This is a genomic window from Mammaliicoccus sp. G-M28 (assembly GCF_022386595.1).
Taxonomy (GTDB): Bacteria; Bacillota; Bacilli; order Staphylococcales; family Staphylococcaceae; genus Mammaliicoccus; species Mammaliicoccus fleurettii.
Genome location: NZ_JAJNIF010000007.1, coordinates 23,238 through 49,468, shown reverse-complemented (window position 1 = coordinate 49,468; position 26,231 = coordinate 23,238). Strand labels below are relative to the sequence as shown.

Sequence of the window (26,231 nt, the reverse complement as noted above, 5' to 3'; positions counted from 1 at the left end):
TTAAAAAGACGCTCAGTCAATGAGCGTCTTTTTCTTTCGTGATTTTTACTCTTTATCCAAGATTATTCTAAAATGTACACCTTTTTTTGTAGGCATTATTTTGAATGATCCATTATGGAATGTTATGCAATCCATTATTATGGTACAGCCTATACCGTGTCCTTCTTTGTTATCTTTAGTTGAATAGTTTGAATATAGCATATTTTTTTCTGTTGATTTGCTTATTCCTTTACCGTCATCTTTGTAATCTATTATTAACCCGTTTGATTGATTGTAAATCGTAATTTGAATGTTAGGATTTTGTTTGTTGTGATCAATGCTATTGTCTATTAGGTTCATTATCATGCGTTCGAAGTATAGTTTATTCCCATAAAATTCTTTTTCTTGTAGATGATTTGTTACTTTAAGTTTTTCGTATTGTATGGTCATAATGAGTTGCTCTAATGTTTCTGATACGTTGAATGATTCTTTATGAATAGACATTTGATCTGTTTCTTCTTTAAAGTTCTTATTTAAACTGTCTATAAGCTTGGTCATATATGCTGCCTTATCAGATATTAATATGGCATATTTTTTTGTATCTATTGTTTCAGTTGATAGTAACCTTGAGTACCCATAAATTGATGTTAATGGAGACTTTAAATCGTGCGATATTTGATTTAGCCATTTTTCTCTATAATAGCTTATTTGATTTTGGTAAATTTTATCTTTTGTTAGTTGTAAATTAAGGGTTTCAACTGAATCATTGAGTTCTTTAAAAAGCTTTTTACTTCTTTTGTTATAGTGTTTAGAACTAGGTTTAAATAATTTTCCTTTAGAAAGATTTTCTATCCAATCAGTGTAAAAGAATAATGGTTTAGATAATCGTTTTGAGATAATAAATGCAAAAATAATAACTAAAATAAAATTGAATAATAGTAGAGAAAGATATGATATAGCTAAAAATAAAAAGCTTTTATTCTCGATTTCTGTAAATTCATTAGCAAGTACGAATTCTCTGTGATCTGGATTATTTATGAAAGATAATTGGTTATTCTTCTCTATATATTGATATTCATTGTAATTATTCATGTACATACTATTAATAAGTTTCTCTATATCAATATTGTCAGTGTTATTTAAGTGATGTGTATAATTTTTGGGATATATAATTGCTGCATTTAAATTTCTTTTATTAAAAGGAATTGTTTTAGTGTTATAAAGATTATCTATAAGTTTGTTTTTTATATTTTTATGTTGTTTAGGGTATAAAACATTTGCTTGATCATCAATAACATATAATTGAGCGTTTTCTTTTTTTAACTTTTCTTTTAAATCGTCACTTAAGATATATTCATTTTTTTCTTTAGAAATGGAGGAATCCATGTAAAAATCATCAACTTCACTTAAGCTCGTATAAGATATTTTAATAGCATTTGTGAAAAACAAACCAATACCAATGCTTGTTAATATTAAAGTGATAGATAAGAAAATGAATATATATTTCATAAACTTCCATGTAAAACGTTTGTTCATATTCTCAACCTCGATAAATGTAGCCTTTTCCTCGAACTGTCTGAATGAGTTGAGGGTTGTTGGCATCATCTTCTATTTTCTTTCGTAAAGTCCTTATGTGAACCATTAATGTATTATCATCTACGCTTATTGAATATCCCCAAACACGTTCGTAGATTTGGCTTTTAGTTAATACTTGATTCTTATTTTTTATAAAATAGGTTAGTAAATCATACTCTCTTGATGTTAAATTCACTTTGTCATTATTTATAATGACATCTGTCGTATCCAAGTTTACTTGTAGATTTTTATTATTATGTGTATTGTTGTTCTTAATATGTACACCAACTCTATAAGCAAGTTCTATAGGGTCAAATGGCTTTTTTATGTAATCTACAGCGCCGTTTTCAAAACCTTTATATACATCTAAATCTGTATCTTTAGCAGTTACAACGATTAGCTTTGTATCTTTGTTTTTAATATATTTAACAAGTTCATAGCCGTTCTCTGAGTTCAAATTTAAATCAAGAAGTACAATGTCAAAATAATTATTTTTCAGTAAAAGCTCAGCTTCTGATTTATTATTTGCTAAATATATATCGCCTAATTGTTTGTTTGATAAAGAAATTTTAATTAATGTTTGTATATCAAAATCATCTTCTATTATTAATATTTTTGCTGCCACTTTTAACACCTCGTTAAAGATAATTGTATATCCTCAGTCTGTCGATATCTACCTTAGTAAGCAAATTTAAGATAGATTTAAGGTACACGTAAGCTCAAATTTATTTTGGGTTGATATGATGATAAGTGAGGTGAAACAAAGATGAAAAGAATAGAAGTTGCGGATGCATTAAGAGGATTTAGTTTATTTGGAATATTTATGGCTAATTTATTAATATTTCAATTTGGATTAACAGGTCAATTATACATAGAACATTTTCATTTAAGTGGAGTGAACCAAGCTGTCTATCATTTTATTAAAATTATTTTTGAAGGTAGTTTTATGCCAATTTTTGCGATTTTATTTGGCTTTTCCTTAGATAAGCTTTATCAATCTATGAAAACAAAACAAATTAAAAGACCAAGATTGAAACTGTTTAGAAGGTCATTGTTTTTAATGATATTTGGTAGTTTGCATGCTTATTTCATATGGGAAGGTGACATCTTATTCGGTTACGGATTAACGATGCTATTAGTTATACCTTTTATATCTTTAGGAAATAGGTTTTTTAAGTGGATTACAATTTTAGGGTTTGTATTCACTATAGGTATGTCTGCTCTTTCATTATTTGATAGTTCAGAACCATTTTTAAATGATGGTGATAAAGCCAGTTACGTACATGAAGTTAAGACATTGTTTAGTGAAGGTAGTTACTGGGACATCCGTAATGCAGACGAACAAATTAAAGATCCTATGTTATTAGAATTAAAAAATGAATTAGGAGATGCAATGGGATGGATGTTCTTAATGATTATGATAGTAGAAGTTCCATTTTTCACATTGGGTATTTGTTTGTCGAGATACAAATGGTTTGAGAAAAATGTGAAAAAATCTCGACTTTCTAAAATGTTTATTTATCTCATTCCGATTTCAATAATAGGAAAATCTTCATACTTATGGTTATCAAATGAAAATATTTCTGCAAGTTTATTAAGTATATTTGGAATCCTGTTAGCAATTGGGCTAATATGTTTATTTAAATATTTTTACCAGACATATCAGGAAAATATGATATTCAGAGGATTTGAGAATCTTGGAAGAATGTCATTATCGATGTACATTATGCAAAGTGTTTTCGGAACGCTTGTGCTATATAGCTATGGATTAGGTTTGTTTGGAAAAGATGTGCTCATATTAACATGTCTAACTTTTGTTGTATTTTACATACTTCAAATGATCTTAGCATCATGGTATCAAAGGTATCTTAGATATGGACCTTTAGAATATATGTTAAGAATGTTTACACATTGGAAAATGAATGTAAGTAAAAGGAGATGAAATCACGATGATAGAAATGGCTAAAAAAATAATACGTATTTTAATATTTTTATTATCAGGGCTATTATTAACAAGATTCGTTATTCAACAACTTAACCAATTTACAGATATGCATTTAAGTTGGTTTTATTTAGACCAAATGCCATATAGTTTCGTTGTCGTTATTTCATTATTTTTCATATGCTTAGTTATAAATAGTACTTTTAGTAAAGAAGAGTAGGTGAATTATTATAAAAAAAAGACTGCCAACTTGGTCACTGACTTAGTTGGCAGTCTTTTTAATACTTTTTTATTCAGCTGGTTTTATTGATTTAACATTTTTAAAGCCGCTTTTCTTACTTGCTAAGTGTTCCATAATATCGTGCCAGTCTGTACCTGCTTCTTCAAATGTTTGTTGTAATAGTTCGTTTTGTGCTTTGTTTAAAGTATGAACGAGTTCACTGCCTTCTTTAGTTGGATACAGTTGTTTTACTCTTCTATCGTTATCTGAATCTACATATCTGATTAAACCTTTTTCTTTTAGTTTCTTGAGTGATGCGTGTGATGCTTGTTTTGAGATTTCTAATGTATCTAATAAATCTTTCATAGTGATACCTGGCATTTGATCTATAAAGAATAAGAATCTATGGTGCTGCCTGCTCATGCCGTGATTTTTTATAATATCATCAGCTGTATTTATAAATGTTTTGTATGCGAAGTAAAAAAGCATATGGTCATAATTATTTTTATTATCCATTGTGTCGACTCCTTTTCATCTATTATAAAGGATAGGATTAAAAAATTCATTTTTAGGTCAATGGAGTTGACTTAATTTATAAGTAAGCATATAATAATAATTGTTAAGGATATTATTAAACATTTGATAATGAATTTAGGTGTTATTTTTTTACGCTAATAGGTCAAGTCTATTGACCTAAATAACTGCTATATATAGAAAAGGGGACAAGGTTATGAAAAAACGTGTTGGGGAATATTTAATGGATGCATTAAGCACTGTTGGTGTTGAAAAGGTATTTGGGGTACCTGGAGATTTTAATTTAGCATTTTTAGATGACATTGTTAGCAGAGATGATATGGAGTGGATTGGTAATACTAACGAGTTAAATGCAAGTTATGCTGCTGACGGATATGCAAGAATGAATGGTATAAGTGCAATGGTTACGACATTTGGTGTTGGAGAATTAAGTGCAGTAAATGGGATTGCTGGATCTTATGCAGAACGCGTACCGGTTGTGGCTATTACTGGTGCACCAACGACAGTTGTTGAAGAAGCAGGAAAATATGTTCATCACTCATTAGGTGAAGGTAAGTTTGATAACTACCGAAAAATGTTCAAAGAAATTACTACTGCTCAAGGTTATATTACTGTTGAAAATGCTCAAACTGAAATACCAAGATTAATTAATGCAGCAATTGCTGAAAAAAGACCAGTTCATCTTCATTTACCAATTGATGTTGCACAGTCTGAAATAGATGTAGTAGAAGCATTTAAACCAGCTGAAGCAGTGAAACAAGATGTATCTAAATATATAGAAATGATCGAACAAAAATTAAAAACAGCTAAACAACCTGTCATCATTACAGGTCACGAAATTAATAGCTTTAAATTACACGATAAATTAGAACAATTTGTACAACAAACTGAAATACCAGTAGCTCAATTATCTTTAGGTAAAGGTGCTTTTAATGAAGAAAGTCCATATTATATGGGTATTTATGATGGGAGTATTGCTGAAGAAAACATTAGAAATTATGTAGATAACAGTGATGCGATTTTAAATATAGGTGCTAAATTAACAGACTCAGCGACAGCTGGATATTCATATGGCTTTGATATTGATGATGTTGTTATGATTAATCATCAAGACTTCAAATTGAATGATACTGTAGCATCAGAATTTACATTATCTAATCTTGTAAATGGCTTACTTAATATTGAATATAAGAACGATGCGAATTTCCCGGAAAATATTCGTGAGGAAAAAGGGCAATATACACCTAATAATGCACCATTAACACAAGAAACATATTTTAAAATGATGCAAGACTTTATCGGTCTAGACGACATCATATTAGCAGAACAAGGAACTTCATTCTTCGGTGCGTACGATTTGAATCTATATAAAGATAATACATTTATTGGCCAACCATTATGGGGTTCAATCGGGTTTACATTACCAGCAACAATAGGAACGCAAATGTCTAATTTATATAGAAGAAACATCTTATTAATTGGAGATGGTTCATTACAACTAACTGCACAAGATATTTCAACTATGATTAGAGAAGACCTTAAACCTGTTATTTTTGTAATTAATAACGACGGATATACAGTAGAACGTAAAATCCACGGCGAACACCAACCATATAACGATATTCAAATGTGGGATTACAAATTATTGCCAGTAGTGTTTGGTGGTAAAGATAAAGTAGCAATACATGACGTAGAAACATCTGCAGATTTGGAAAATGTATTTTTACAGATTAACAATGAACCAAATCAAATGCATTTCATCGAAGTAAAAATGACTGCTTCAGACGCACCAGAAAAGCTAGACGCAATCGGAAAAGCATTCTCAAAACAAAATAGTTAATACAAAACCCCCCCAAACCATGGAATGTGGATTAGGGGGTACTTTTATGTGAAGAGAATGGAGATGGCAGTATAGACGAGAAGAAGTGCCATTATAATATTAAATGCTAATTCATGTTCATTGATAAACTTTTTAAAGATTGAACCAAAGACACTCCAACTGAAAGAGGAAAGGAACCCGATCAGTGCTAAATATGTAATTAAGATAATTTGGACGGAGAAATGTTCAAAGTTCGGTGTTATAAATGCAGCAACAACACTTAATGCATAAATCACACCTTTGGGATTTATGAACTGTAACAACATACCAAATTTAATATTATTGTATCTGCTACTAAACGATTGAGCGTCAGTACCTTTGCTTGTTCCAATTTTGTATGCTAAATAAAGTAAATAAATTGCCCCGAAAATTTTCATATATAGTTGTACTTTTGGGAAGACGTGATATAAAGTATTACTAAAGAAATTTGAAACGAGAAGTAATAGAAAGAATCCTAGTGCAACACCAATACAAAATTTGATTGTACCTCGTAGACCAGTTTGTTTAGAATAATATAAAGACATAATGTTATTTGGTCCAGGCGTGAAGCTCGAAACTATAGCATAAATTGTCATAGATAAAAATGTCATATAAAACTCCCTTTCAAGTATAACTATTGAGTGTATTGTATCTTTAGATGGATGTATTGTAAATGCTCGATTGGGTAGCATATCATTTAGATGAAATAAAATGGTTAAATAGTACCGACGTAATAGATAGTGAAACTTTAGTATTTTAGTTTATCTTTTCCTGGGTATTCTCTATAATAATTGTAAAGAAATTCGGAGGTGCATCGATGAACAGGCAAACTTATTTATTAGCTATTAAAAATCGTATTATCCAGGACAGACTTGATGAAGAAACAAGAAATTATATTAAAGGTTTGGAGGGAGAAATTTTCATTAAACGTATTCTAGATGAATATCCTGATCTTCATTATTTATATGATTTTCACATAAGCCACAAAAACCGTGTTCAAATTGATTTTTTAATTGTAACGGACGATGCTATATGTCACTTTGAGGTTAAACATTATTCTGGAGATTATACTATTAAAGATGAACAGCTTATAAACAGATTTGGAAATATGTTTTATACCCCTTTTCAGCAATTACGGCGAGCCAATCATGAATTAAATTACTTAATATCCCACATGAATATTCACAAACCCTTGCATTCTTATCTTATTTTTACAAACCACAAATTCACTTTAAAAGGTACCATACCTAATCATTTCAATATCTTATTACCAACAGAATTACATAAACTTAAATATATACTCAAAAATAAAAATTCTTTAGAAAATGAAAATATCTTACATATGTTTCAACGAGAGCATAGCGACTTTTCACACATTTACAAGAATATTAAAAAAGTCCCAATGTCTTGTTTAAGACCAGGTTTGAAATGCCCGAAATGTAAGAGATTGAATACGATTGAAATAAAAGACCACAAGAAATACTTGAAATGTAGATTATGTGATTTCAAAGATATACGACAAAATGTTTATTTATTTAATTTGTTAGAACTCTATTTGTGTAAAGGGGAAGCATTTATTTTATCAGAAGCCCAAGAGTGGTGTGGAGCAGGGAATAGATATACTATAAGAAGAGTATGTGATAAGTATTTTAGTAGTACAAAAAAGAATCCAAAAAGATATTATAAAACCCAAAAAAATAGATAAGATAGTCATTGAACATTGCAAGATGAGTCTGACTAGCAACATTGAGACCCTGAACATTGCAAGATGAGTCTGACTAGCAACATTGAGACCCTGAACATTGCAAGATGAGCCAGACTAGCAACATTGGGGCTTCGAACATTGCAAGATGAGCCAGACTAGCAACATTGGGAGCTGAAGTCGAACATTAAAAACAGGGGCGCGCATGGCGTGCCCCTGTTTTTTCTTAAGGTATTATTGATTTATGGTCATGTTTATTTATGGATGAAAGATTACTTTGTCGTAATGTTGCTTTCTATTTACTAAGTTATAAAATGTTTCTGGTCCTTTTTCTAAATCGAGTCTATCTGAAATGATGGGATCTACATTGATTTCTCCAGTGGACATATAGTGTAATGTTGCTGTCCATTCTTCTCCTGGGAAGGGTGCGGATAGACCGTTCCATGATCCTATTACGTTTAGTTCGTTTCGTAATATTTTCTCAAAATGTTGTCGTTTAATTTCTATATCAGAATAAGGGATGCCTAATAATAAGACTTCTCCACCTTTAGTTGGTAAGGTTAATACTTGTCCTATTGTGAATGGAGATCCTGCTGATTCTACGGCAACATCTATTTTATCTGGTATAGCTGAGATAGCATCATCTAAGTTTTCTTCTTTTGAATTGATTGTATAATCTGCTCCTAGTTCTTTTGCAATGTCTAGTTTATGATTATCGATATCTATGGCTATGATTTTTGCAGCACCGAATATTTTCGCCCATTGTATAGCTAGTAAGCCTATACTACCACATCCCATAATTGCTACTGTTGCACCAGGTTTCATACGTGTACGATAGAATCCGTGTGCGACAACTGCAGACGGTTCAACCATTGCTGCAGTATCTAAATCTACATTATCTGGGAGTTTTAGTACATTACTAGCTGGCAATTTAACATACTCTGCGAAACAACCTGGTTCATATGAGCCTATTACATATAAATTTTCACATCTGGAATATTCGCCTTTTTCACAGTAATGACATTTATGACAGACGATAGCGGGACAACCTGTTACAGTATCTCCTATATTTAAGTCTGTGACATCATTGCCTAATTGTTCAACTACACCAGAAAATTCATGACCAAATGTCATACCTTCTTTATATGGTCCAAGCTTTTTATAGCGTGATGTATCTGACCCACATATGCCGGTTGCTTTAACTTTAATAATGACATCATCAGGTGATTCAAGTTCTGGCTTTGTTGTTTCTTCAAATCTTAAATCTTCAATATTGTATAAATTTAGGGCTTTCAATAATGATATCCTCCCCTCTATTCTTACTTGTTATGATGTTTGTTCTGAAGTGACTTTCTTTTTCTTGAAAAGTTTTGCTCCAAAATAACTTACAAAAACAGCACTATTACAAAATAATAAGTTATCCATATAGAATCCTGTAATACCTCTCATCGGTCCAAGCATAAAATCTAACATGTGTTCTACCATAATCAACATTCTCCTTTTTTATCTATAAAAGATAATTTATTTATTCGATAGGGCGTAGTAATACTTTGATCCCTTCGCCACCTTTAATGTGGTTGTAACCTTCATCCCACTCTGTAATATCAAGTTCAGCTGTAACAAGTGCTTCTGCATCAACTTGACCTGTACTCATGAGTTGTAACGATGGTTCCCAATCGGCAGGTTTCTGACTTCTACTACCGACAACTCTAATTTCTTTTTGAACGATTTTTTCTAAATCAAAAGGAATTTCAGCATCCTTAAAAATACCTACTTGAACATATCGTCCTTTTTTACGTAATAAATCAAGTCCTTGTTTGGCTGCGGGTACTGCACCTGAACATTCTAATACAACGTCTGCACCATAGTTATTCGTTATGTTGTTTACATATTCTTTTAAATCTGTATGTTGAATGTTTACTACATGATCTAAATTAAGTTCTTCAGCTTTATTTAAACGTGCTTTATCATTATCTAATCCAGTAATAACAACTTTACCGCCTTTACTTTTAACCACTTGTGCTACAAGTAATCCGATTGGTCCAGGACCCATGACTACAACAGTATCACCTTGATTTATATCAATTTTTGATACTGCATGGTGTGCACATGCTAAAGGTTCAGTCATAGAAGCAGCTTTATAAGATACGTTATCTGGTAATTTATGAACACTTGCAGCTCTTGCAACAAGATATTGAGTAAATCCACCATTTTGTTGCGTACCTAAACCTTTTCGATGATTGCATAAGTTATAATCACCTGTTTGACAATATTCACATTCTCCACAAATGTAATAAGTAGTTTCAGAAGTAACGCGATCACCAATTTCGAAATCTTGAACATTTTCTCCAACAGTCACGATTTCACCTGAGAACTCATGGCCAAGCGTTACTGGAAAGTTAACATTATAGTGTCCTTCATAAGTGTGAACATCAGTACCACAAATACCTGCGTAATGAACTTTTATTTTCACTTCGTTTTCTTCTGGTTCTGGAATTTCTCTATCTAACACTTCTAAGTTGCCAAATCCTGGTGCTGTTTTTACTAATGCTTTCATGTAATGTCATCCCCTTAATGTTAGTTGAACAAATCAAAGAACTTGAAGATAATATAGTTTAAGATGTTACCACCTTGGTCAAGACTTGAGATTTGTGATGATCCTGATGGCATTTTAACGTTTGTACCGTCAGCCATACTTGTGAAAATAGGTGCTACATCAGTTGCAATGTATAGTGAGATAGCAATCATAATTGTACCGACAATAACAGAGTGAATGATGTTACCACGTGCTGCTCCTACTATGAATGCTACGATAAATGGAATAGTTGCTAAGTCACCAAAAGGTAATACTTGGTTACCTGGTAAAATAACTGCTAATAACACTGTGATTGGAACTAAGATTAATGCTGTTGAAATAACTGCAGGGTGTCCTAAAGCTACAGCAGCATCTAAACCAATGTAAATTTCGCGGTCTCCGAAACGTTTGTTTAACCAAGTACGTGCTGATTCAGATACAGGCATTAAACCTTCCATAAGAATCTTAACCATACGAGGCATTAATACCATAACTGCCGCCATAGACATACCTAAGTTGATAACATCTCCAGCATTGTATCCAGCTAATAAACCGATAGCTAAACCAAGTACAAGACCTACGAAGATAGATTCACCAAAAGCACCAAATCTTTTTTGAATAGTGTCTGGATCAGCGTTTAATTTGTTGATACCAGGGATTTTTTGAAGTCCTTTAACTAAGAAAATACCAGGTACATAAGAAATCGTACTACCAGTTGCAATTGATACGCCTGGTAAATCATAGAATTTGCTCATCATTGGAGCAGTCCAGTCAGCTACTTTTAAGCAGACGATTTGGAATAATGCAGCAGCAACTAGTGACTGCCAAATGCTACCAGATATTGCATAAACCATAGCACCACAGAATGTATAGTGCCAGAAGTTCCAAATATCAACGTTCATCGTTCTAGTCGTCTTAGTTAACAACATAATGACATTAATTACTATACCTAATGGAATAATAAATGCTGCTATAACAGAAGCCCATGCAATTGAAGAAGTTGCTGGCCAACCTACATCAATCACGTTTAAGCTAACCCCTAAGTTTTTAACCATTGCTTGTGCAGCAGGTCCTAAGTTGTTAACAAGTAAATCAATTACTAAGAAAATACCTACGAAGGCAACACCAATCGTTAAACCAGATCTAAATGCTGCACCGACTTTTTGTCTGAAGAATAATCCTAATAGGAATATGACAATCGGTAAAATAACCGTTGCACCTAAATCAAGAAAAGCTTGAATAAAATTTACGAAACCATTCATTCTCTACACCATCCTCTTTTTTAAAAGAATGAGGGTGAAATATCATGATTCTTATTTCAACCTCATGCTAGATTTTAAATTTAGTTGTTTTAACTTTGTAATACTTCTAGAATTTCTTTTTTCGTATCTTCAATTCCGATACCAGTTAAGAAGTTACGAGCATTAATTACTGGGAAATCGTATTGTTTTTGAGTCATTGCTGTTGTAACTAATAAATCAGCTGTATCAACATAAGGACCGACTTCAGTGATTTTAATTTGTTTTATATCTAATTTAATGTTGTGTTCTTTAGCCATTTCCTCGATTGCGTTATTTACCACTGTTGATGTTGCGATTCCTGCTCCACATGCTACTAATACTTGTTTCATAATAATTTCCCCCTAATTTGAGTCGATATAAGAATCAACTCTTCCATTTAATTTTTTATGCTTCACTTAGTTCTTTGTCTATTGCATCTACAATTGATTGTTTATCTTTTGCATTAGCAATGAACGATAGTAATTGATCATTTTGGAAAATGCCCATTAATTTTTGCAATAATGAAAGTTGAGCATCTTCTTTATCCATTGCTAACATGAAAATTAATTTAACATCTGTTGTTTCTTCCAGCTCTCCCATAATGACAAATGGAACTGTTTCTTTTAGAACTGCAATACCTATTGATTTTGATTCGACATGTTGTATATCGGTATGCGGGATTGCAACGGAACAATATACAGTTGGTAAACCAGTTGCAAATGATTTTTCTCTTTCAATAACAGCGTCTTTGTAAGTATCTTTGACATAACCGTTTTGGCGCATGACCTCTGATAACTTACTCAATGCTTCCACATTTGTCGTTGCCTCTAAATCAAGAATGACGTTTGAGACATCGATTTTTAAATCTTGCATTTTATGCAACCCCTTTGATTTAATCTATTTTTGAAAAATGTTGAATAATTTCTAATATATCTTTTTTTGAATCTGCCTTAACAATTTGTTGAATTGCATCATTATCTTGAGACATATCTCTCAATTGGAGTAGTGGTCTCAAATGCTTAAATTTGTCTGTTGCAGCTATCACTACAAAAATTTGAACTTTGAATCCAGTACTTAACTCAAGCGGTTCTTCCAATACCAACATACTCATTGATGTTCTATGAACGACTTGGTCTCCTTCTGCATGAGGGATTGCGATGTTTTGGTTGATAACCATATAAGTATCATCGAAAGCTTTATGCATTTTATCTATATATTGAGAATCAATATATTTCATTTTCACAAGCGGTTCGGCTGTTAAGCGAATGGCTTCTTCGATGTCAACAACACTATGAACAAAACGTATATGATTCGTTGGTAACAGATCTTGTAAATTCAAAGTACTATTGATTGATAATGTTGATGCCTTCACAGAGGAATAAGCATACGTATCTTCAAATTGTTCTTTAACTTTTTTGGAAAGTTCAGATTCATTATGAACTGTTGCATGCTCTCTGATAATTGACAGCATTTTTTCTACTTGTATATCAGTTTCTATTGTGTTGTTTAATTGTCCAAACACATGCTGACGTAATTCGTGTTTTTCTTGAGCAGTTAATATTGTTTTAGTGATGTATAATCGTTTATTCGTCATGATATGCATTGGAGAAAATACAATGTCAAAATCTAACTCATATTGATTAAAATCACGTAACGACAAAGCATCTAGAAATATAAATTCTGGAAATACACTACGTAATTCTTGTAGCATCAGCTGTGAAATGGAAGTACCTTGTGTGCAAACTACCACTGCTTTTACTTTTTGTTCGATTTCTTCGTCTTGTCTTCTTAAACTGCCTCCAATTAAAATGGTTAAATAAGCAATTTCATTTTCTGGCAATGAGTGACCGAAAAACTTTTCTAAAGGTTTAGATGATAGTTTTACGAGATGAAAGAGTTCTTTATAATCTTCTTTCAATGAATTTTCTAAACCATCTATATCAGACAATTCATATCTAATACGATAAAAAGCTGGTTCCATATGAAGCATCAGTTGATTCATTAAAGATTCTCTATCAGTAAAATTAATAAAAGTAATTTTTTCAAATTGTTCAATCATTTCTTCGAGTGCCTTATTTAACTCTGGAATATGTTGAACATCACTGATATCTGACCATTGAACACTTGTTGCGAGTAGTTGCAATGTTATAAATAATTTCTCTTGTCTTGGAATATCTGAATATGTTGATGTCAGTATTTCTGTTGCTTGATATTCTTTTGTATCAGATAAGTCATCATAACCAATAGAAAATGATGAAACGATTTTGTCGTGCTTGATTCTTCGTAAAATTAAGTAAAGTTTATATGGTAATGTTCGAGTACTTTGATCAATAAATTTTCTATCTAAATATTGTTCGATTTTTGAAATTTGGATATTAATTAAATCAATTTTATCTTCTTCAACCTTTAAACCATTTACAATATCAGACTGAGAAATTTGCAATGTGAATGCTTTATCGACTAGCCTCATAAGAAGGCGACGTATTTCAAACTCATCACCAACTAAGTAGTAACCATTTGTACGACTATACTGAAGATTAACTTCATAAGGTTTGAGAAGTTCTTTCAACTTTTTAATATCATTCAAAATAGTATTTTTACTAACTTCTAAATCTATTGAAAAGTGATTTAATGAAAGTCCTTCTTCTTCACTAAACAACATCAACAAAATGAGATGCGCGCGTTGGTAAGAAGTGTATACCTGCTCATTTTCTTGATAGGTGGATTCGTTTGGAACATTTAGAAATTCTTTAATTCTGTCATCAACGATAAAATAACCTTGGCTAGTTCGTTCGATTTCCGGATAATCTTGTTCTTTAAACCAGTCATTTAACTTTTGAATCCTATATCCTAGTTGTCTGCGAGAAATGTTAAACATTGATTCTAAGTCTTTACCTTTAATTTTGGGGTTTTTAATCATTTCTGAAATGATATTAAAGTTTTCCTTCTGTATTTTGAATCCCTCCTTTGTTGTTAAATATAACTTAACACAGCACATCAAAGAGTTGTACAAACGTTAATCACAAATGTTATATAAATAGTTGTACACCGTTGTGATTAACAGTTGAGAATCCCTAATGTACTGCTCTTTTGTAAATGTTTTATTTTGAACACATACTATTAATAGTGCGGGTAGACTTCCCTGGATTTTTTGAGAAAAGTATAAGTTAAAGCTTGATAATGACGTTGCGTCATCAAGTACAATTGAGATAAGAAAAATGAAACAGGAGGAATTAATATGAATAAAACAACTGGAGAAGTAGCAAGTTTATGTAACGTTACAGTTAGAACCGTTCAATATTATGATAAAAAAGGAGTTATTAGCCCTAGTAATACTTCAGAAAACAATCGAAGACTTTATACTGAAGAGGACATCAATCAATTAAGACTAGTACTAACGTTGAAAGATATGAACTTTTCATTAAAAGAAATAAAAGAACTATTGAATTCAAACCATTCAATCAATACATTGAATATCTTATTAAGCGAGAAACTATTAGATCTCCAAAACGGAATACAACAGCAGTCAGAACAAGTAGAACAAATTAAATTTATAAGAGAGAATATAAGTAAAGAAAGTGAATATCCAGTATCAAACGTACTTAATTTAAAAAACAAATCAAAAAAGCATCAAGAAATGAAAACATTCAGAAGAAACTTTATGGGCATATCATTAATAGTAGGTGCATTTCAATATAGTAGTATTATCACATCAATTAAGAAGAAAAAGTGGCAACCCATAATTACCGTATATCCATTTATTTTTATATATGCAGCAATAGCAACAAAGAAATACTATTCAGTAGTAAGTTACTTATGCCCAAATTGTCAACAAGAGTTCAAACCACTGTTCTCAGAATGGTTTAAGTCCAATCACACTTACCAAACAAGAAAATTAGAATGCCCACATTGTGGCGTTGAGAGTTACTGCATAGAAACACATGTTTAATAGGAAAAGAGTAGAAAGTGTTGTTTATAAAGGGGTACGTTATGAACAAAAGTTGGTAAAATTGCTGAAAAGAGGTGTGTTAAAAGCAAGTTTCAGTGAAATTGCTGAAAAGAGATGCGTTAAAAGCAGTTCTAGGTAAAATTGCTGATAAGAGGTGTGTTAAAAGCAAGTTTCAGTGAAATTGCTGATAAGAGGTGTGTTAAAAGCAAGTTTCAGTGAAATTGCTGATAAGAGATGCGTTAAAAGCAGTTCTAGGTAAAATTGCTGATAAGAGGTGTGTTAAAAGCAGTTCTAAGTAAAATTGCTGATAAGAGGTGTGTGTTAAAAGCAGTTCTAAGTAAAATTGCTGATATGGATATCTTTACAAGATGAGAGGCTAAGACAAATTAATTTGTCTTAGCCTCTTAACATTCTATAAAATTAGATTTGTATATTACTAACTTCTTCATATATTAAAGTATTACTTTTATTGAGGTATTACGCCAAGTTCCATATGAACGAGATAACCATCTTCATCAAATGATGCAAGATAGTATTGGTTTAATGTTCCATATTTTAAATATTGGTCACCTTTTTCTACTATCATTGTTGGTTCATGTGCTTTTTTAAATTCTTCTTTTGTTACAACACCTGATTTGACATCAAACATGATTGTTCCGACTTTACCGTTTTGATCTTTCATTATTTTTGTATCGTATACTTCTGTGGATTTTCCTCCAGTACCTGTTTTGGCGTCAGCATCTGTTTGATAGCCATTAATTGTAACATTGTCCGCATATAAAGCTTCAACAAAATTATAATCTAATACAAAGTTAGGATTATTGTATGTGTATCCATCGTAGTTATACCATGGTGTAGTTTCTGACTCTGATTGAGCTGCAATTGCATCGTCTGTATTTCCGACAGCTGTTACACCAAATAATAATCCTGTCGATAGGGCAGTTGTACCTATGAATTGATATACTTTTTTCATCGTCTTCACTCCCTTTTATTGATATAACATCTCTATTGGCTGGGTGTCAGAAAATAACTTGTAATATTACGATACCCTTAATGAACTACATAAACCAAAAAATAAAATGATTGAACATAAATGCCCATATTCACACAAGTCGAGAGAAGTGTAACTATAGATATCCATGTTCACACAAGTCGAGAGAAGTGTAACTATAGATATCCATATTCACACAAGTCGAGAGAAGTGTAACTATAGATGCCCATATTCACACAAGTTGAAAGAAGTGTAACTATAGATATCCATATTCACACAAGTCGAAAGAAGTGTAACTACGGTCATCTATTTACACACAAATTTGCAGAGTATTGTATGATAGACCCCGTCAATTCAAGTGTTTTGTGTATTTATTCACAATAAAATATATGCCGATTTTTTAAATTTTATATTGTAAGCGTTTCCTAATTATGCTATATTCGACTTACTAATAATTAAAGTCATCATATGACCGCATGAATATAAAGGGAAATTAATTAAGAAAGTTGGATATTTATGAATGAAAAAAGAACTAATATAAGATGGTATTTTGCTATAGCATTCTTCATCATAGGGATTATTGCATATATGGACCGTTCAAACATCTCTATTATTGCTGGGCCGATGATGGAAGATTTAAATATGAACAAAACTCAATTCGGGTTCTTAGCATCCTTCTTCTCACTAGGTTATGCTTTAATGCAAGTACCTTCAGGAATTCTTGCTGAGAAATTTGGACCTAAGAAAATGTTAACAATCGCTTTACTATGGTGGAGTGCATTTACGATTTTAACTGGTGTTGTTAAAAATCACGGTTTACTATACTTTGTACGTTTCTTATTTGGTATTGGTGAAGCACCAATGTACCCATCAAATGCTGTGTTTAATAGTTATTGGTTTAACAAAAATGAAAAAGGCCGTGCTTCTTCAGCACTATTAGCCGGATCATATTTTGGACCAGTTATTGCACCAATCGTTACAATCGCTATTATGACTTCATTCGGTTGGGAAGCAGTGTTCTATATCTTTGGTTTTATAGGTATAATTATTGCGATTTTATGGGCAATTATCGCTAAAGACTTACCTGAACAACATAAAATGGTAAACGAAGCTGAGAAGAAATTTATTATGCAAACGCGTGATGTAGTGGATACTGAAAAAACATCTGCACCATGGAAAATCTTCTTTAGTCGTTTTAGCTTTTATGCTATTGCAGCACAATACTTTGTAGTACAGTTCGTAATTACATTATTCTTAATTTGGTTACCTACATATATACACGAAGAGTATCATGTTGATTTTGAAAAAATGGGCTTCATTGCTGGTGCTCCATGGTTAGCAATGTTTGTACTGATTATGTTAGGTGGAACAATTTCAGATAAAATTTTATCAAGCGGTAAATCTAAGTTTGCTGCACGTGGTATTATCGCAATCACTGGATTCGTCGTATTCTGTATTTCATTATACTTTGCCTTAGCTACTGATAACTTATACTTGAATATCTTCTGGTTATCACTTTGTCTTGGTGGAGTAGGTTTATCAATGGGAATGAGTTGGGCAACAGCTACAGACTTAGGTCGTAACTTTGCCGGTACTGTTTCTGGTTGGATGAACTTATGGGGTAATATAGGTGCGCTATTAAGTCCGATTTTAGCTGGTTTCTTAGCAGACAAAATTGGTTGGACATGGACATTACAATTAATGATGGTTCCTGTAGTATTCGCAATTATCATGTGGTTCTTTATTAAACCTGATAATCCGTTAGTTAAAGATAAAACTGTATAAAACAAAAAATCTATTGCCATAAAAGTGGCAATAGATTTTTTTTTATTATTCTTTATTTAAACTTACTTTAATATCTGCAGGTCCAGCTAGTAATGGTTTTACATTGCTAAAGAAGCTTAAGAAATGTTCACTATTATTATGTGATTCAATTGCTTCTTGGTTCTCCCAAATTTCATACATTAAATAAGTATTTTCTTTTTCTGTAGACTTAAAGTGTTCGTAACCGATATTTCCTTCTTCGTTTCTTGATGATTCAACTAAATTTTTTATTAATGATTCATATTGTTCAACAGATTGTGATTGAACTTCGAATTTAGCATTTATAATAATCATAATATGACCTCTTTCTCTATCAATTTTATTTACTATAATGCATCATGACAGAATAGAATAGAAAAGTAAATTTTAAAAGCTTAGCATTTATATATTTTTATTCCGGCTTTAACATGGTGTATTCTATAGTTTTATTGAAATATCGAATTAAAGGAAAAACAAATTATTTGAGTCTCTTATTAATCAAGTCTAATATCTATTTATATAAAGGAAATAAATTGAAAAATTTTTAGTTATAAATTAGGAGGAAAATCATGAAAAATGAACAAATAGTATTAGCTAAAAGAACAGAAGGTATTCCTCAAGATGATGTATTTCGCTATGAAGAGATCGACGTTAGAGAACCAAATAGCGACGAAGTATTATTAAAAACGATCTATGTATCCGTTGATCCTTATATGAGAGGTAGAATGAACGATTCAAAAAGTTACACGCAGTCATATGAATTAGATAAACCTTTTAACGGGCATATCGTAGCTGAAGTAGTTCAATCTAACTCAAGTGAACTACAAAAAGGAGACGTTGTTACGGGTGTATTGCCTTGGCAAAAATTTATAACCATTAACCAAAAATACGTAACTAAAATAGCTTCTAATGAAGTACCGTTTTACTTATATTTAAGTGTACTCGGTATGCCAGGAATGACAGCTTATCAAGGATTGTTGAAAATTGGTAAACCACAAGAAGGAGAAACTGTAGTTGTTTCAGCAGCTTCAGGAGCAGTAGGGTCAGTAGTTGGACAAATTGCTAAACTTAAAGGTGCTCATGTTGTTGGTATAGCAGGCGGCTCCGAGAAAGTTAATTATTTAACTGAGACGTTAGGTTTCGATGAAGGTGTAGATTATAAAAAAGACGATTTTGCTGAAAAACTTGAAAAAGCAGTACCAAATGGAATAGATGTATATTTTGAAAATGTAGGTGGAGAACTTTCAGACGAAGTATTTAAACACCTTAATAAATTTGCACGAATTCCAGTTTGTGGCGCAATATCTTCATATAATCTTAAAGGTGAGGACATTGGACCTCGCATACAACAAACACTTATAAAAAACCAAGCACTTATGCAAGGTTTTATAGTTGCTCAATTTAATGAAGACGTTAAAGAAGCTAGTGAACAATTAGCACAATGGGTACAAGAAGGTAAAATAAAATCAGAAGTAACAATAGATGAAGGATTTGACCAAATACCAAATGCATTCCGTAAATTATTTACAGGAGATAATTTTGGTAAGCAAGTCATTAAAGTATCAGAATAATATAGTAAATAAAAAGCATGCCCAATCCAAAATTATTAATAGTGGATATGGCGTGCTTTTTATTTTTCTTCTCTTCTTTCTCTTTTAAATTCATCTTGTGTATTCATGCTATGAGAGAGATAATATTACTTAAAAGAGAAAACGAGGTGCGTAAATTGTCAGCTAGTAAAGCGTATAAACAACTAATATTAGGTATGCTATCACTTTTTATTGTTATGGCGATTGGACGTTTTTCTTATACGCCCATTTTACCTTTCATGCAAAAAGCAACGCATTTAAGCAATCAAGACGCTGGATTATTAGCTACAATCAACTATTTAGGTTACTTGATTGGTGCGATGATTCCTACATTCTTAATTATGAGAAGCAAGGTCATTGATTTAAAAATATATTTATTAATCAACATTATTTCTGTATTACTTATGGGCTTTACGCATGACTTTATTACATGGAATGTTCTGAGATTTGTAGCTGGTATTACGAGCGGTACTGTATTTGTACTTGCTTCTAATGTCGTATTAGAAGGTTTAAATAAAGGCGGTAAGTCTCATTTATCTGGATTTTTATACAGTGGAGTTGGAATTGGAATATTCACGAGTAGTATTTTTGTTCAATTATATACAGATAGCGAGACATGGTCATCTACTTGGATCATATTAGGTGTAGCTTCTTTATTAATGGGTTCAATTGTTATTTTCTTAATGAAAGATATAAAGGAACCTTTAAATTTGAAGCAAAAGAAATTAAATATTGAGACTGATAAAAATGAAACATATACAAAATGGTTTATGGTGTTCTTTTCAATTGCTTATTTACTAGAAGGAGCGGGGTATATCGTTACAGGTACTTTCTTAGTCGCTATTGTTGAATCTATACCAAATCTAAAAGAATATGCTGCATTAAGTTGGATGTTTGTTGGTTTAACAGCAATACCTTCGTGTGTATTATGGTCCGTTTTAGGGAATAAGATAGGATATATTAAAGCGATTTATCTTGCATTTATGCTTCAATTTATAGGCGTTATATTGCCAGTGTTTTCACATACTACAATAAGCTTAATTATAAGTTCATGTTTATTTGGAGGAACTTTCTTAGGGTTAACGACTTTATTTATGTCACGAGGACAAATAATGAGTGCAATATCTGGTAAAAATTTAGTAGCACTATTAACATTTTTCTATAGCCTCGGACAAGTTATTGCACCATATTTTGCAGGAATATTAATTGGAGATACTAATAATTATAATGGTGCACTTATTTTTGCATCATCACTATTAGTGTTAGCGATTATTGCTATATTTTTAAGTCAAAGACAACGTCAACAAACATAAACGAAAGAAGGATAAAACATGAAAAAAGAAAAAGTATATGCAATGCCAGTTTCAAGTGTATATCCACATTACGTTACTAAAGCAGAGAAAAAAGGAAAAACAAAAGAAGATGTAGATGAAATCATCCTTTGGTTAACAGGTTATAGCCAGCAAGAATTAGAAGAAATTTTAGAAAATAAAACCGACTTTGAAACATTTTTCAAAGAAGCACCAAACAAAAATCCAAATAGAAAACTTATCAAAGGCGTTATTTGTGGAATAAGAGTAGAGGAAATCGAAGAACCACTAATGCAAGAAATTAGATATTTAGACAAACTAATTGATGAACTTGCAAGAGGAAAGAAAAAAGAGAATATATTTAGAAAAGAAAAGTAAGAATCGTGGGACTATTTATAACTTTATTTGCAAAATAACTACAAAACCGATATGTTGTAACTGAATGAAAATTAAATAAAAAAATATTAAACCACTGGAAGTGCCTTTTGAAAGGCTGAGATTAAAGTGAAACTTTGAAATTCCTTGAACCTGATCCAGTTTATACTGGCGTAGGAAAGTGGCATATCTATAATTAGAGTATAAGTAGACGCTATTTTCTTAATGAAAATAGCGTTTTTTTATATAAGGAGGATATAAATGAAATTTACAGATAGAATATTTAAAAGAGTTGAACCAATTTGGAAGTCTTATATGGATCATCCTTTTATTCAAGGATTAGGAGATGGGTCACTTGATGAAGAAAAGTTTAAACATTGGTTAAAGCAAGATTATGTATATTTGATTGAATATGCAAGGCTATTTTCTATTGGTGCAGCTAAATCTCCAGATTTACAGATGATGACAACTTACGCCGATTTAGCTTATGATACTTTGCATACAGAAATGGATTTGCATCGTAGCTATGCTAAACAATTTGGGATTACAGAAAAGGAACTTGAACAAACAGAACCAGCTCAAACTACATTAGCATATACAAGTTATATGTTGAATTTAGCACAACAAGGTGGAATCGAGAATGTTATTGCCGCAATACTAACGTGTACATGGAGTTATAGTTATATAGGTTTGAAATTAGCAGAAATTGAAGGTTCAAAAGACCATCCACTATATGGAGAATGGATTAAAATGTATGCATCACAAGAATTCAGTTCATCTAAAGAAGACTGCATTCAATTAATGAATAACGTAGCTGAAGGAAAGACAGAAGAAGAATTACAACGTTTAGAAGATATTGTTGTAAAGACAAGTTACTATGAATACATGTTCTGGGAAATGGCAGAGAAACTAGAGACATGGCCAGTACCAGTAAAATAAAACTAGCGCGTTAGAACACAAAAATTAATATATATAAAAGAGGCAGGGACAAATTAATTGTCCCTGCCTCTTATCATTGTATTGGCAGTAGATGACTGGATTGAAAATGCGCTTATATCAAGCTTCTTCAATCCTAGTCATCCTTGCCGGGGTGGGACTACGAAATCTTTTTTTATAAAATTAGATTTCTGTCCCACTCCCTTTTTTGTTACTTTCCTTCATATGCTTTTATTAAAGTATCTACATCAAACTTCTTCATTTTCAAAAACGCTTCGGTTAGGCGTTTGATTTGTTCTGGTGTGCCTTCTTTTGCCATTTTATCCATTATTTTAGGTACGATTTGCCAAGAAACTCCGAATTGGTCTTTAACCCAGCCGCATTGTTCTGATTGTGGTACAGCGGACAATTTATCCCAATAATAATCGATTTCTTCTTGGTCATCTAAGTTCAGCATCAGTGAAATACCTTCATTTAAGTTGAAATCATGTTTGTGTGCACTATCTAATGCAACAAAATATTGATTTTCTAGTTTGAATTCTGCGTGAGCTAATGTGTCTGGTTTATCTGGTTCCATACCTTCTGGATAGTAATACTTACTAGTGTCACCACTATCTTTAAATACGCTTGTATAATAATTGATCGCTTCTTCAGCGCGACCTACATTATCATTAATAAACATAAATGACGGTCTGATACGGTCATCAAATTCTTGATCGGTAATTAGTAGTTGCCATGATACTTCAAATTGATCTTCTAACCAACCGTATTTTTCACTAAAGTCGTATTTTTCTAACTCCATCATTACTTTACCGTTTTCTGCTAGTGCAGACCATACTTTATCTAATAAGTCTGCTTCTGATTGTTTAAATAATACAGTAAATGAAATAGAAGGGTTTTTCACAAAGTAAGGACCAGCATTAATTGCCATAAATCTATAACCAAAAATATTAAAAATAAACTGTTTGGAATCTCCTGATGGTGTGTCAGTAAAAGTTACATCTGTTACAACTTCTGATTCTGGAAAGACTTTCATATAAAAATCGACTGCTTCTTGGGCTTCTTTATCGAACCATAAGTGCGGGACTATTCTTTGATTATTCATCAATTCATCTCCTCGACAGTTTACCTTTATAATACCCAATCAGTAGAAAATAAACATTTATTTAATTAATAGTTTATTAACTTGATTACCATCACTATTGAAATTCTTTTCGTCTAGCCAATCTTCATACTGTTTTTTAATATTTGGCCACTCTTTATCTGTAATAGAGAACCAGTCTGTATCTCTAGTTCTACCTTTATATACTAATGCTTGTCTAAATGTACCTTCATATGTAAATCCTAATCGAAGTGCTGCTCGTTTAGAAGGTTCATTTAAGCTATCGCATTTCCATTCATAACGTCTATATTCTAAAGTTTCAAATACATATTTAGCAAGTAAATACTGTACTTCAGTAGCAATACGCGTTCTTTTTAAAAGTGATGAATAATGTATATGACCCACTTCAATTGATGAAGCTTTAGTATTAATTCGTAAAAGTGATAATATGCCTAAAGCTTTACCAGTTGCTTTGTCTATTATCGCAAAGAAATAAGGATCTTGAGACTCAATTCGAGTATTCATTAATGCATTGAATTCATCACTATCGTGAATCGGTTCATTCGGTAAGTATGTCCAATTTGCATCATTTTCTTTCGCACATAACAGTGTGAATAGATCATCGACATGACTTGAATTTAAATGTTCTAATTTACTATACTTACCTTCAATTGTATTAATACTAGGATTTTTAGGATTCTGGAAAGATTTGACCTCGTCACCAATAGGTTGATTGAAGCTATTATATCTCATATAAGAAAACCTCCTTTATTGTATGGTATCACAAAATAAAGGAGGTGAAATATTTAATAAATAGTATATTTTTTCGGAATCTTATTTACACATAAAAAAACTAAATGAACAATAATTAAGCTAGATAAAGTATCAGAGAAAAAGTGAGCATTTAAATAAATTCTTGAACACATCATAGAAATAATTACAATTACAGAAATAACCTTTACAATGCCTTTGTTGTATAAAGCGAGCAATACAAATATAGCTACAAATAATATTAATGTGTGCATACTTGGAAAGCTATAACCATCAATTAAATCAGACGGTCTTGGTCTTTGGACGATATATTTTAATAATGTTCCTATAATTATTGAAGTTACAGAAAAAATTAAATAAAGTAAGACTTTCTTCTTGTTGAGAATGGATAAACCTAAAAGTAAGACAGCGATTAAGATAACTGTATGTAAAGGTGAAAATATAAAAGAAAAAATAGATAAATAATTGTGTAATCTAAAGTCTACAGCCATGTTTTGTATAAAATGACTTACAGAACTATCTAGTAGAGATATGTATCCAGTAAGAATAGATACGATGATTAACAGTAAAATAATTGAATAGGCTATTATGAGTTTTGAATTTTTCTTCATGGTGATATAAGTTCCTTTGTATTTTATTTTTTAACTTTATTCAATTTTAAATAAAAAAACAATTTTAAACAATAAGACTTTAGGACTACCTAAAAAATATTTAATAAGTTACAGAAAAATGTTATCATCGAGAGTACGAAATAAAAAATATAGGAGCTTAACTATGAAACTAACAAGAAGAGGCAAGATAACAATATTTATTGCTGCTATTATCATAATAGCTGGAATATTCTTAATAACTAAGGTTGTTAACTTAAATAATAAAGTATATCAACCGATAAATAAGCAAGATACAAAAAATGTTAAGGAAAAAATTAAACATAACAAACCAATATCAATCGCAATATTTGGAGTGGATTCTAATAAAGAAAGAGAATCTGAGAATATTGGAGAAAGAACGGATTCAATCATGTTGGCTTCTATCAATCCCAAAACGAAAAAAACACAATTAGTTAGTATACCGAGAGATATGGCTGTTAATATACCTGGATATTCAAATCATGATAAAATCGCTCATGCTTATGCGTATGGTGGATCAAAAACAGCAGTTCAAACGCTGAAGAAAGAATTTAATATCCCTATTGATGGTTATATTACAGTTGATATGGATGGTTTTAAAAAAACAATCGACGCACTAGATGGAGTTTCTGTTAAAAGTAATAATTCATTTAAATTTAATGGAACGACTTTTAAAGCAGGTGAAAAAGTTAAGTTATCTGGAGACGAAGCATTAGATTTTGTGCGTAGCCGAAAAGAAGCAGGTGCTGGTGATGATGAGGGTAGACAAGAGCGACAAAGAATAGTAATAGAAGCGACTAGTAAAAAATTAAAAAACAATTTAAATGTTAACAACTTCAATAAATTAATGAATGTGGCTCAAGATAACATCACAACGAGTTTTAATCTAAATGACACAAGGAAATTAATTTCAGAATATAAGGATGCAACAGAACATTTTGAGAAAATATCTATAGATGGTGTGAACCAATTAGAGAATGACGGAATATGGTATTTTGAAGCGGACGATGTAGCTAAACAAGAAATCATTAAATCTTATAATAACAAGCTTGAAAGTTAAGATAATATATAATTTTCAAGTTATGTTATAGTTTAAACAAGTTTTTCAAAA

27 protein-coding genes and 1 riboswitch are annotated in these 26,231 nt (G+C 31.5%); of the genes, 11 read left to right on the top strand and 16 right to left on the bottom strand.

Annotation, left to right across the window (positions count from 1 at the left end; genetic code table 11):
* Positions 1-45: 45 nt before the first annotated feature.
* Together LQ609_RS07995 and LQ609_RS07990 are read right to left on the bottom strand one after the other, a co-directional pair.
* Positions 46-1,515, bottom strand: a complete 1,470-nt coding sequence (locus LQ609_RS07995; protein WP_208143519.1) for a HAMP domain-containing sensor histidine kinase — start codon at positions 1,513-1,515, stop codon at positions 46-48.
* Between the two features lie 4 nt (positions 1,516-1,519).
* Positions 1,520-2,179 carry a response regulator transcription factor gene (locus LQ609_RS07990; RefSeq protein WP_239734557.1) on the bottom strand — a complete coding sequence of 220 codons (660 nt, stop codon included), beginning with the start codon at positions 2,177-2,179 and terminating at the stop codon, positions 1,520-1,522.
* Between the two features lie 141 nt (positions 2,180-2,320).
* Between LQ609_RS07990 and LQ609_RS07985 the strand changes: the two genes are divergently transcribed.
* Positions 2,321-3,496: a DUF418 domain-containing protein gene (locus tag LQ609_RS07985; protein WP_239734556.1), complete on the top strand. Its 1,176-nt coding sequence runs from the start codon at positions 2,321-2,323 to the stop codon at positions 3,494-3,496.
* 16 nt (positions 3,497-3,512) lie between these two features.
* A complete protein-coding gene (locus LQ609_RS07980) occupies positions 3,513-3,716 on the top strand; it encodes a hypothetical protein (RefSeq protein WP_239734555.1) in 204 nt (67 codons plus the stop codon).
* A 69-nt stretch (positions 3,717-3,785) separates the two neighbouring features.
* Here the strand turns inward: LQ609_RS07980 and LQ609_RS07975 are convergent, their stop codons facing one another.
* Positions 3,786-4,232: a MarR family winged helix-turn-helix transcriptional regulator gene (locus LQ609_RS07975; RefSeq protein ID WP_239734554.1), complete on the bottom strand. Its 447-nt coding sequence runs from the start codon at positions 4,230-4,232 to the stop codon at positions 3,786-3,788.
* Between the two features lie 214 nt (positions 4,233-4,446).
* On the opposite strand from LQ609_RS07975, the gene LQ609_RS07970 reads away from it, so the two are divergent.
* Positions 4,447-6,090, top strand: a complete 1,644-nt coding sequence (locus LQ609_RS07970; protein WP_107509785.1) for an alpha-keto acid decarboxylase family protein — start codon at positions 4,447-4,449, stop codon at positions 6,088-6,090.
* A gap of 44 nt (positions 6,091-6,134) precedes the next feature.
* Here LQ609_RS07970 and LQ609_RS07965 read toward each other — a convergent pair whose 3' ends face one another.
* On the bottom strand, positions 6,135-6,719 hold the full coding sequence (locus tag LQ609_RS07965) for a LysE family translocator (protein WP_078357878.1): 585 nt from the start codon (positions 6,717-6,719) through the stop codon (positions 6,135-6,137).
* A gap of 206 nt (positions 6,720-6,925) precedes the next feature.
* Between LQ609_RS07965 and LQ609_RS07960 the strand changes: the two genes are divergently transcribed.
* Positions 6,926-7,813 carry a nuclease-related domain-containing protein gene (locus tag LQ609_RS07960; RefSeq protein WP_239734553.1) on the top strand — a complete coding sequence of 296 codons (888 nt, stop codon included), beginning with the start codon at positions 6,926-6,928 and terminating at the stop codon, positions 7,811-7,813.
* A 255-nt stretch (positions 7,814-8,068) separates the two neighbouring features.
* On the opposite strand, the gene LQ609_RS07955 is transcribed toward LQ609_RS07960, so the two are convergent.
* The 7 genes from LQ609_RS07955 to LQ609_RS07925 all read right to left on the bottom strand — a co-directional run bounded on the left by LQ609_RS07955 (position 8,069) and on the right by LQ609_RS07925 (position 14,585).
* The gene (locus LQ609_RS07955) at positions 8,069-9,106 is read right to left on the bottom strand and encodes a galactitol-1-phosphate 5-dehydrogenase (protein ID WP_078357876.1); all 1,038 of its coding nucleotides are present in this window, start codon (positions 9,104-9,106) and stop codon (positions 8,069-8,071) included.
* A gap of 30 nt (positions 9,107-9,136) precedes the next feature.
* Positions 9,137-9,295, bottom strand: coding sequence for a hypothetical protein (locus LQ609_RS07950; protein WP_088369002.1), 159 nt, complete (start codon positions 9,293-9,295; stop codon positions 9,137-9,139).
* A 40-nt stretch (positions 9,296-9,335) separates the two neighbouring features.
* The gene (locus tag LQ609_RS07945; RefSeq protein WP_107509788.1) at positions 9,336-10,367 is read right to left on the bottom strand and encodes a zinc-binding dehydrogenase; all 1,032 of its coding nucleotides are present in this window, start codon (positions 10,365-10,367) and stop codon (positions 9,336-9,338) included.
* Positions 10,368-10,387: 20 nt separating this feature from the next.
* Positions 10,388-11,647: a PTS galactitol transporter subunit IIC gene (locus LQ609_RS07940; protein WP_078357874.1), complete on the bottom strand. Its 1,260-nt coding sequence runs from the start codon at positions 11,645-11,647 to the stop codon at positions 10,388-10,390.
* Positions 11,648-11,736: 89 nt separating this feature from the next.
* A complete protein-coding gene (locus tag LQ609_RS07935) occupies positions 11,737-12,015 on the bottom strand; it encodes a PTS sugar transporter subunit IIB (RefSeq protein WP_078357873.1) in 279 nt (92 codons plus the stop codon).
* Between the two features lie 55 nt (positions 12,016-12,070).
* Complete coding sequence (locus LQ609_RS07930) at positions 12,071-12,538, bottom strand: PTS sugar transporter subunit IIA (RefSeq protein ID WP_078357872.1); 468 nt, start codon at positions 12,536-12,538, stop codon at positions 12,071-12,073.
* 19 nt (positions 12,539-12,557) lie between these two features.
* Complete coding sequence (locus LQ609_RS07925) at positions 12,558-14,585, bottom strand: BglG family transcription antiterminator (protein WP_078357871.1); 2,028 nt, start codon at positions 14,583-14,585, stop codon at positions 12,558-12,560.
* 318 nt (positions 14,586-14,903) lie between these two features.
* Here LQ609_RS07925 and LQ609_RS07920 point away from each other — a divergent pair, with 318 nt between their 5' ends.
* A complete protein-coding gene (locus tag LQ609_RS07920; RefSeq protein ID WP_208143526.1) occupies positions 14,904-15,614 on the top strand; it encodes a MerR family transcriptional regulator in 711 nt (236 codons plus the stop codon).
* A gap of 466 nt (positions 15,615-16,080) precedes the next feature.
* Here LQ609_RS07920 and isaB read toward each other — a convergent pair whose 3' ends face one another.
* Entirely contained in the window at positions 16,081-16,587 is a 507-nt protein-coding gene (gene isaB, locus LQ609_RS07915; protein WP_208143527.1) for an immunodominant staphylococcal antigen IsaB family protein, read from the bottom strand.
* Between the two features lie 534 nt (positions 16,588-17,121).
* On the opposite strand from isaB, the gene LQ609_RS07910 reads away from it, so the two are divergent.
* A complete protein-coding gene (locus tag LQ609_RS07910) occupies positions 17,122-18,390 on the top strand; it encodes a pyruvate MFS transporter (RefSeq protein WP_078357868.1) in 1,269 nt (422 codons plus the stop codon).
* A gap of 45 nt (positions 18,391-18,435) precedes the next feature.
* On the opposite strand, the gene LQ609_RS07905 is transcribed toward LQ609_RS07910, so the two are convergent.
* Positions 18,436-18,723: a putative quinol monooxygenase gene (locus LQ609_RS07905; protein ID WP_078357867.1), complete on the bottom strand. Its 288-nt coding sequence runs from the start codon at positions 18,721-18,723 to the stop codon at positions 18,436-18,438.
* A gap of 254 nt (positions 18,724-18,977) precedes the next feature.
* Here LQ609_RS07905 and LQ609_RS07900 point away from each other — a divergent pair, with 254 nt between their 5' ends.
* The 4 genes from LQ609_RS07900 (at position 18,978) to tenA (ending at position 22,621) form a co-directional block, all read left to right on the top strand.
* On the top strand, positions 18,978-19,979 hold the full coding sequence (locus LQ609_RS07900; protein WP_208143528.1) for an NADP-dependent oxidoreductase: 1,002 nt from the start codon (positions 18,978-18,980) through the stop codon (positions 19,977-19,979).
* A 155-nt stretch (positions 19,980-20,134) separates the two neighbouring features.
* On the top strand, positions 20,135-21,310 hold the full coding sequence (locus tag LQ609_RS07895; RefSeq protein ID WP_239700440.1) for a YbfB/YjiJ family MFS transporter: 1,176 nt from the start codon (positions 20,135-20,137) through the stop codon (positions 21,308-21,310).
* A gap of 18 nt (positions 21,311-21,328) precedes the next feature.
* Positions 21,329-21,685: a DUF2200 domain-containing protein gene (locus LQ609_RS07890; RefSeq protein ID WP_078357864.1), complete on the top strand. Its 357-nt coding sequence runs from the start codon at positions 21,329-21,331 to the stop codon at positions 21,683-21,685.
* Positions 21,686-21,771: 86 nt separating this feature from the next.
* Positions 21,772-21,879, top strand: a riboswitch (TPP riboswitch).
* Between the two features lie 64 nt (positions 21,880-21,943).
* Entirely contained in the window at positions 21,944-22,621 is a 678-nt protein-coding gene (tenA, locus tag LQ609_RS07885) for a thiaminase II (protein WP_239734552.1), read from the top strand.
* Between the two features lie 208 nt (positions 22,622-22,829).
* On the opposite strand, the gene LQ609_RS07880 is transcribed toward tenA, so the two are convergent.
* Genes LQ609_RS07880 through LQ609_RS07870 form a run of 3 tightly spaced genes read right to left on the bottom strand, consistent with a single transcriptional unit; the run spans position 22,830 to position 25,102 of the window.
* Positions 22,830-23,723 (bottom strand): VOC family protein, encoded by an 894-nt coding sequence (locus LQ609_RS07880; protein ID WP_239734551.1) that lies wholly within the window; start codon positions 23,721-23,723, stop codon positions 22,830-22,832.
* Between the two features lie 57 nt (positions 23,724-23,780).
* A complete protein-coding gene (locus LQ609_RS07875; RefSeq protein WP_239734550.1) occupies positions 23,781-24,473 on the bottom strand; it encodes a GNAT family N-acetyltransferase in 693 nt (230 codons plus the stop codon).
* Positions 24,474-24,526: 53 nt separating this feature from the next.
* The gene (locus LQ609_RS07870; RefSeq protein WP_239734549.1) at positions 24,527-25,102 is read right to left on the bottom strand and encodes a phosphatase PAP2 family protein; all 576 of its coding nucleotides are present in this window, start codon (positions 25,100-25,102) and stop codon (positions 24,527-24,529) included.
* Between the two features lie 163 nt (positions 25,103-25,265).
* Here LQ609_RS07870 and LQ609_RS07865 point away from each other — a divergent pair, with 163 nt between their 5' ends.
* A complete protein-coding gene (locus LQ609_RS07865; RefSeq protein ID WP_239734548.1) occupies positions 25,266-26,180 on the top strand; it encodes an LCP family protein in 915 nt (304 codons plus the stop codon).
* Positions 26,181-26,231: the final 51 nt, after the last annotated feature.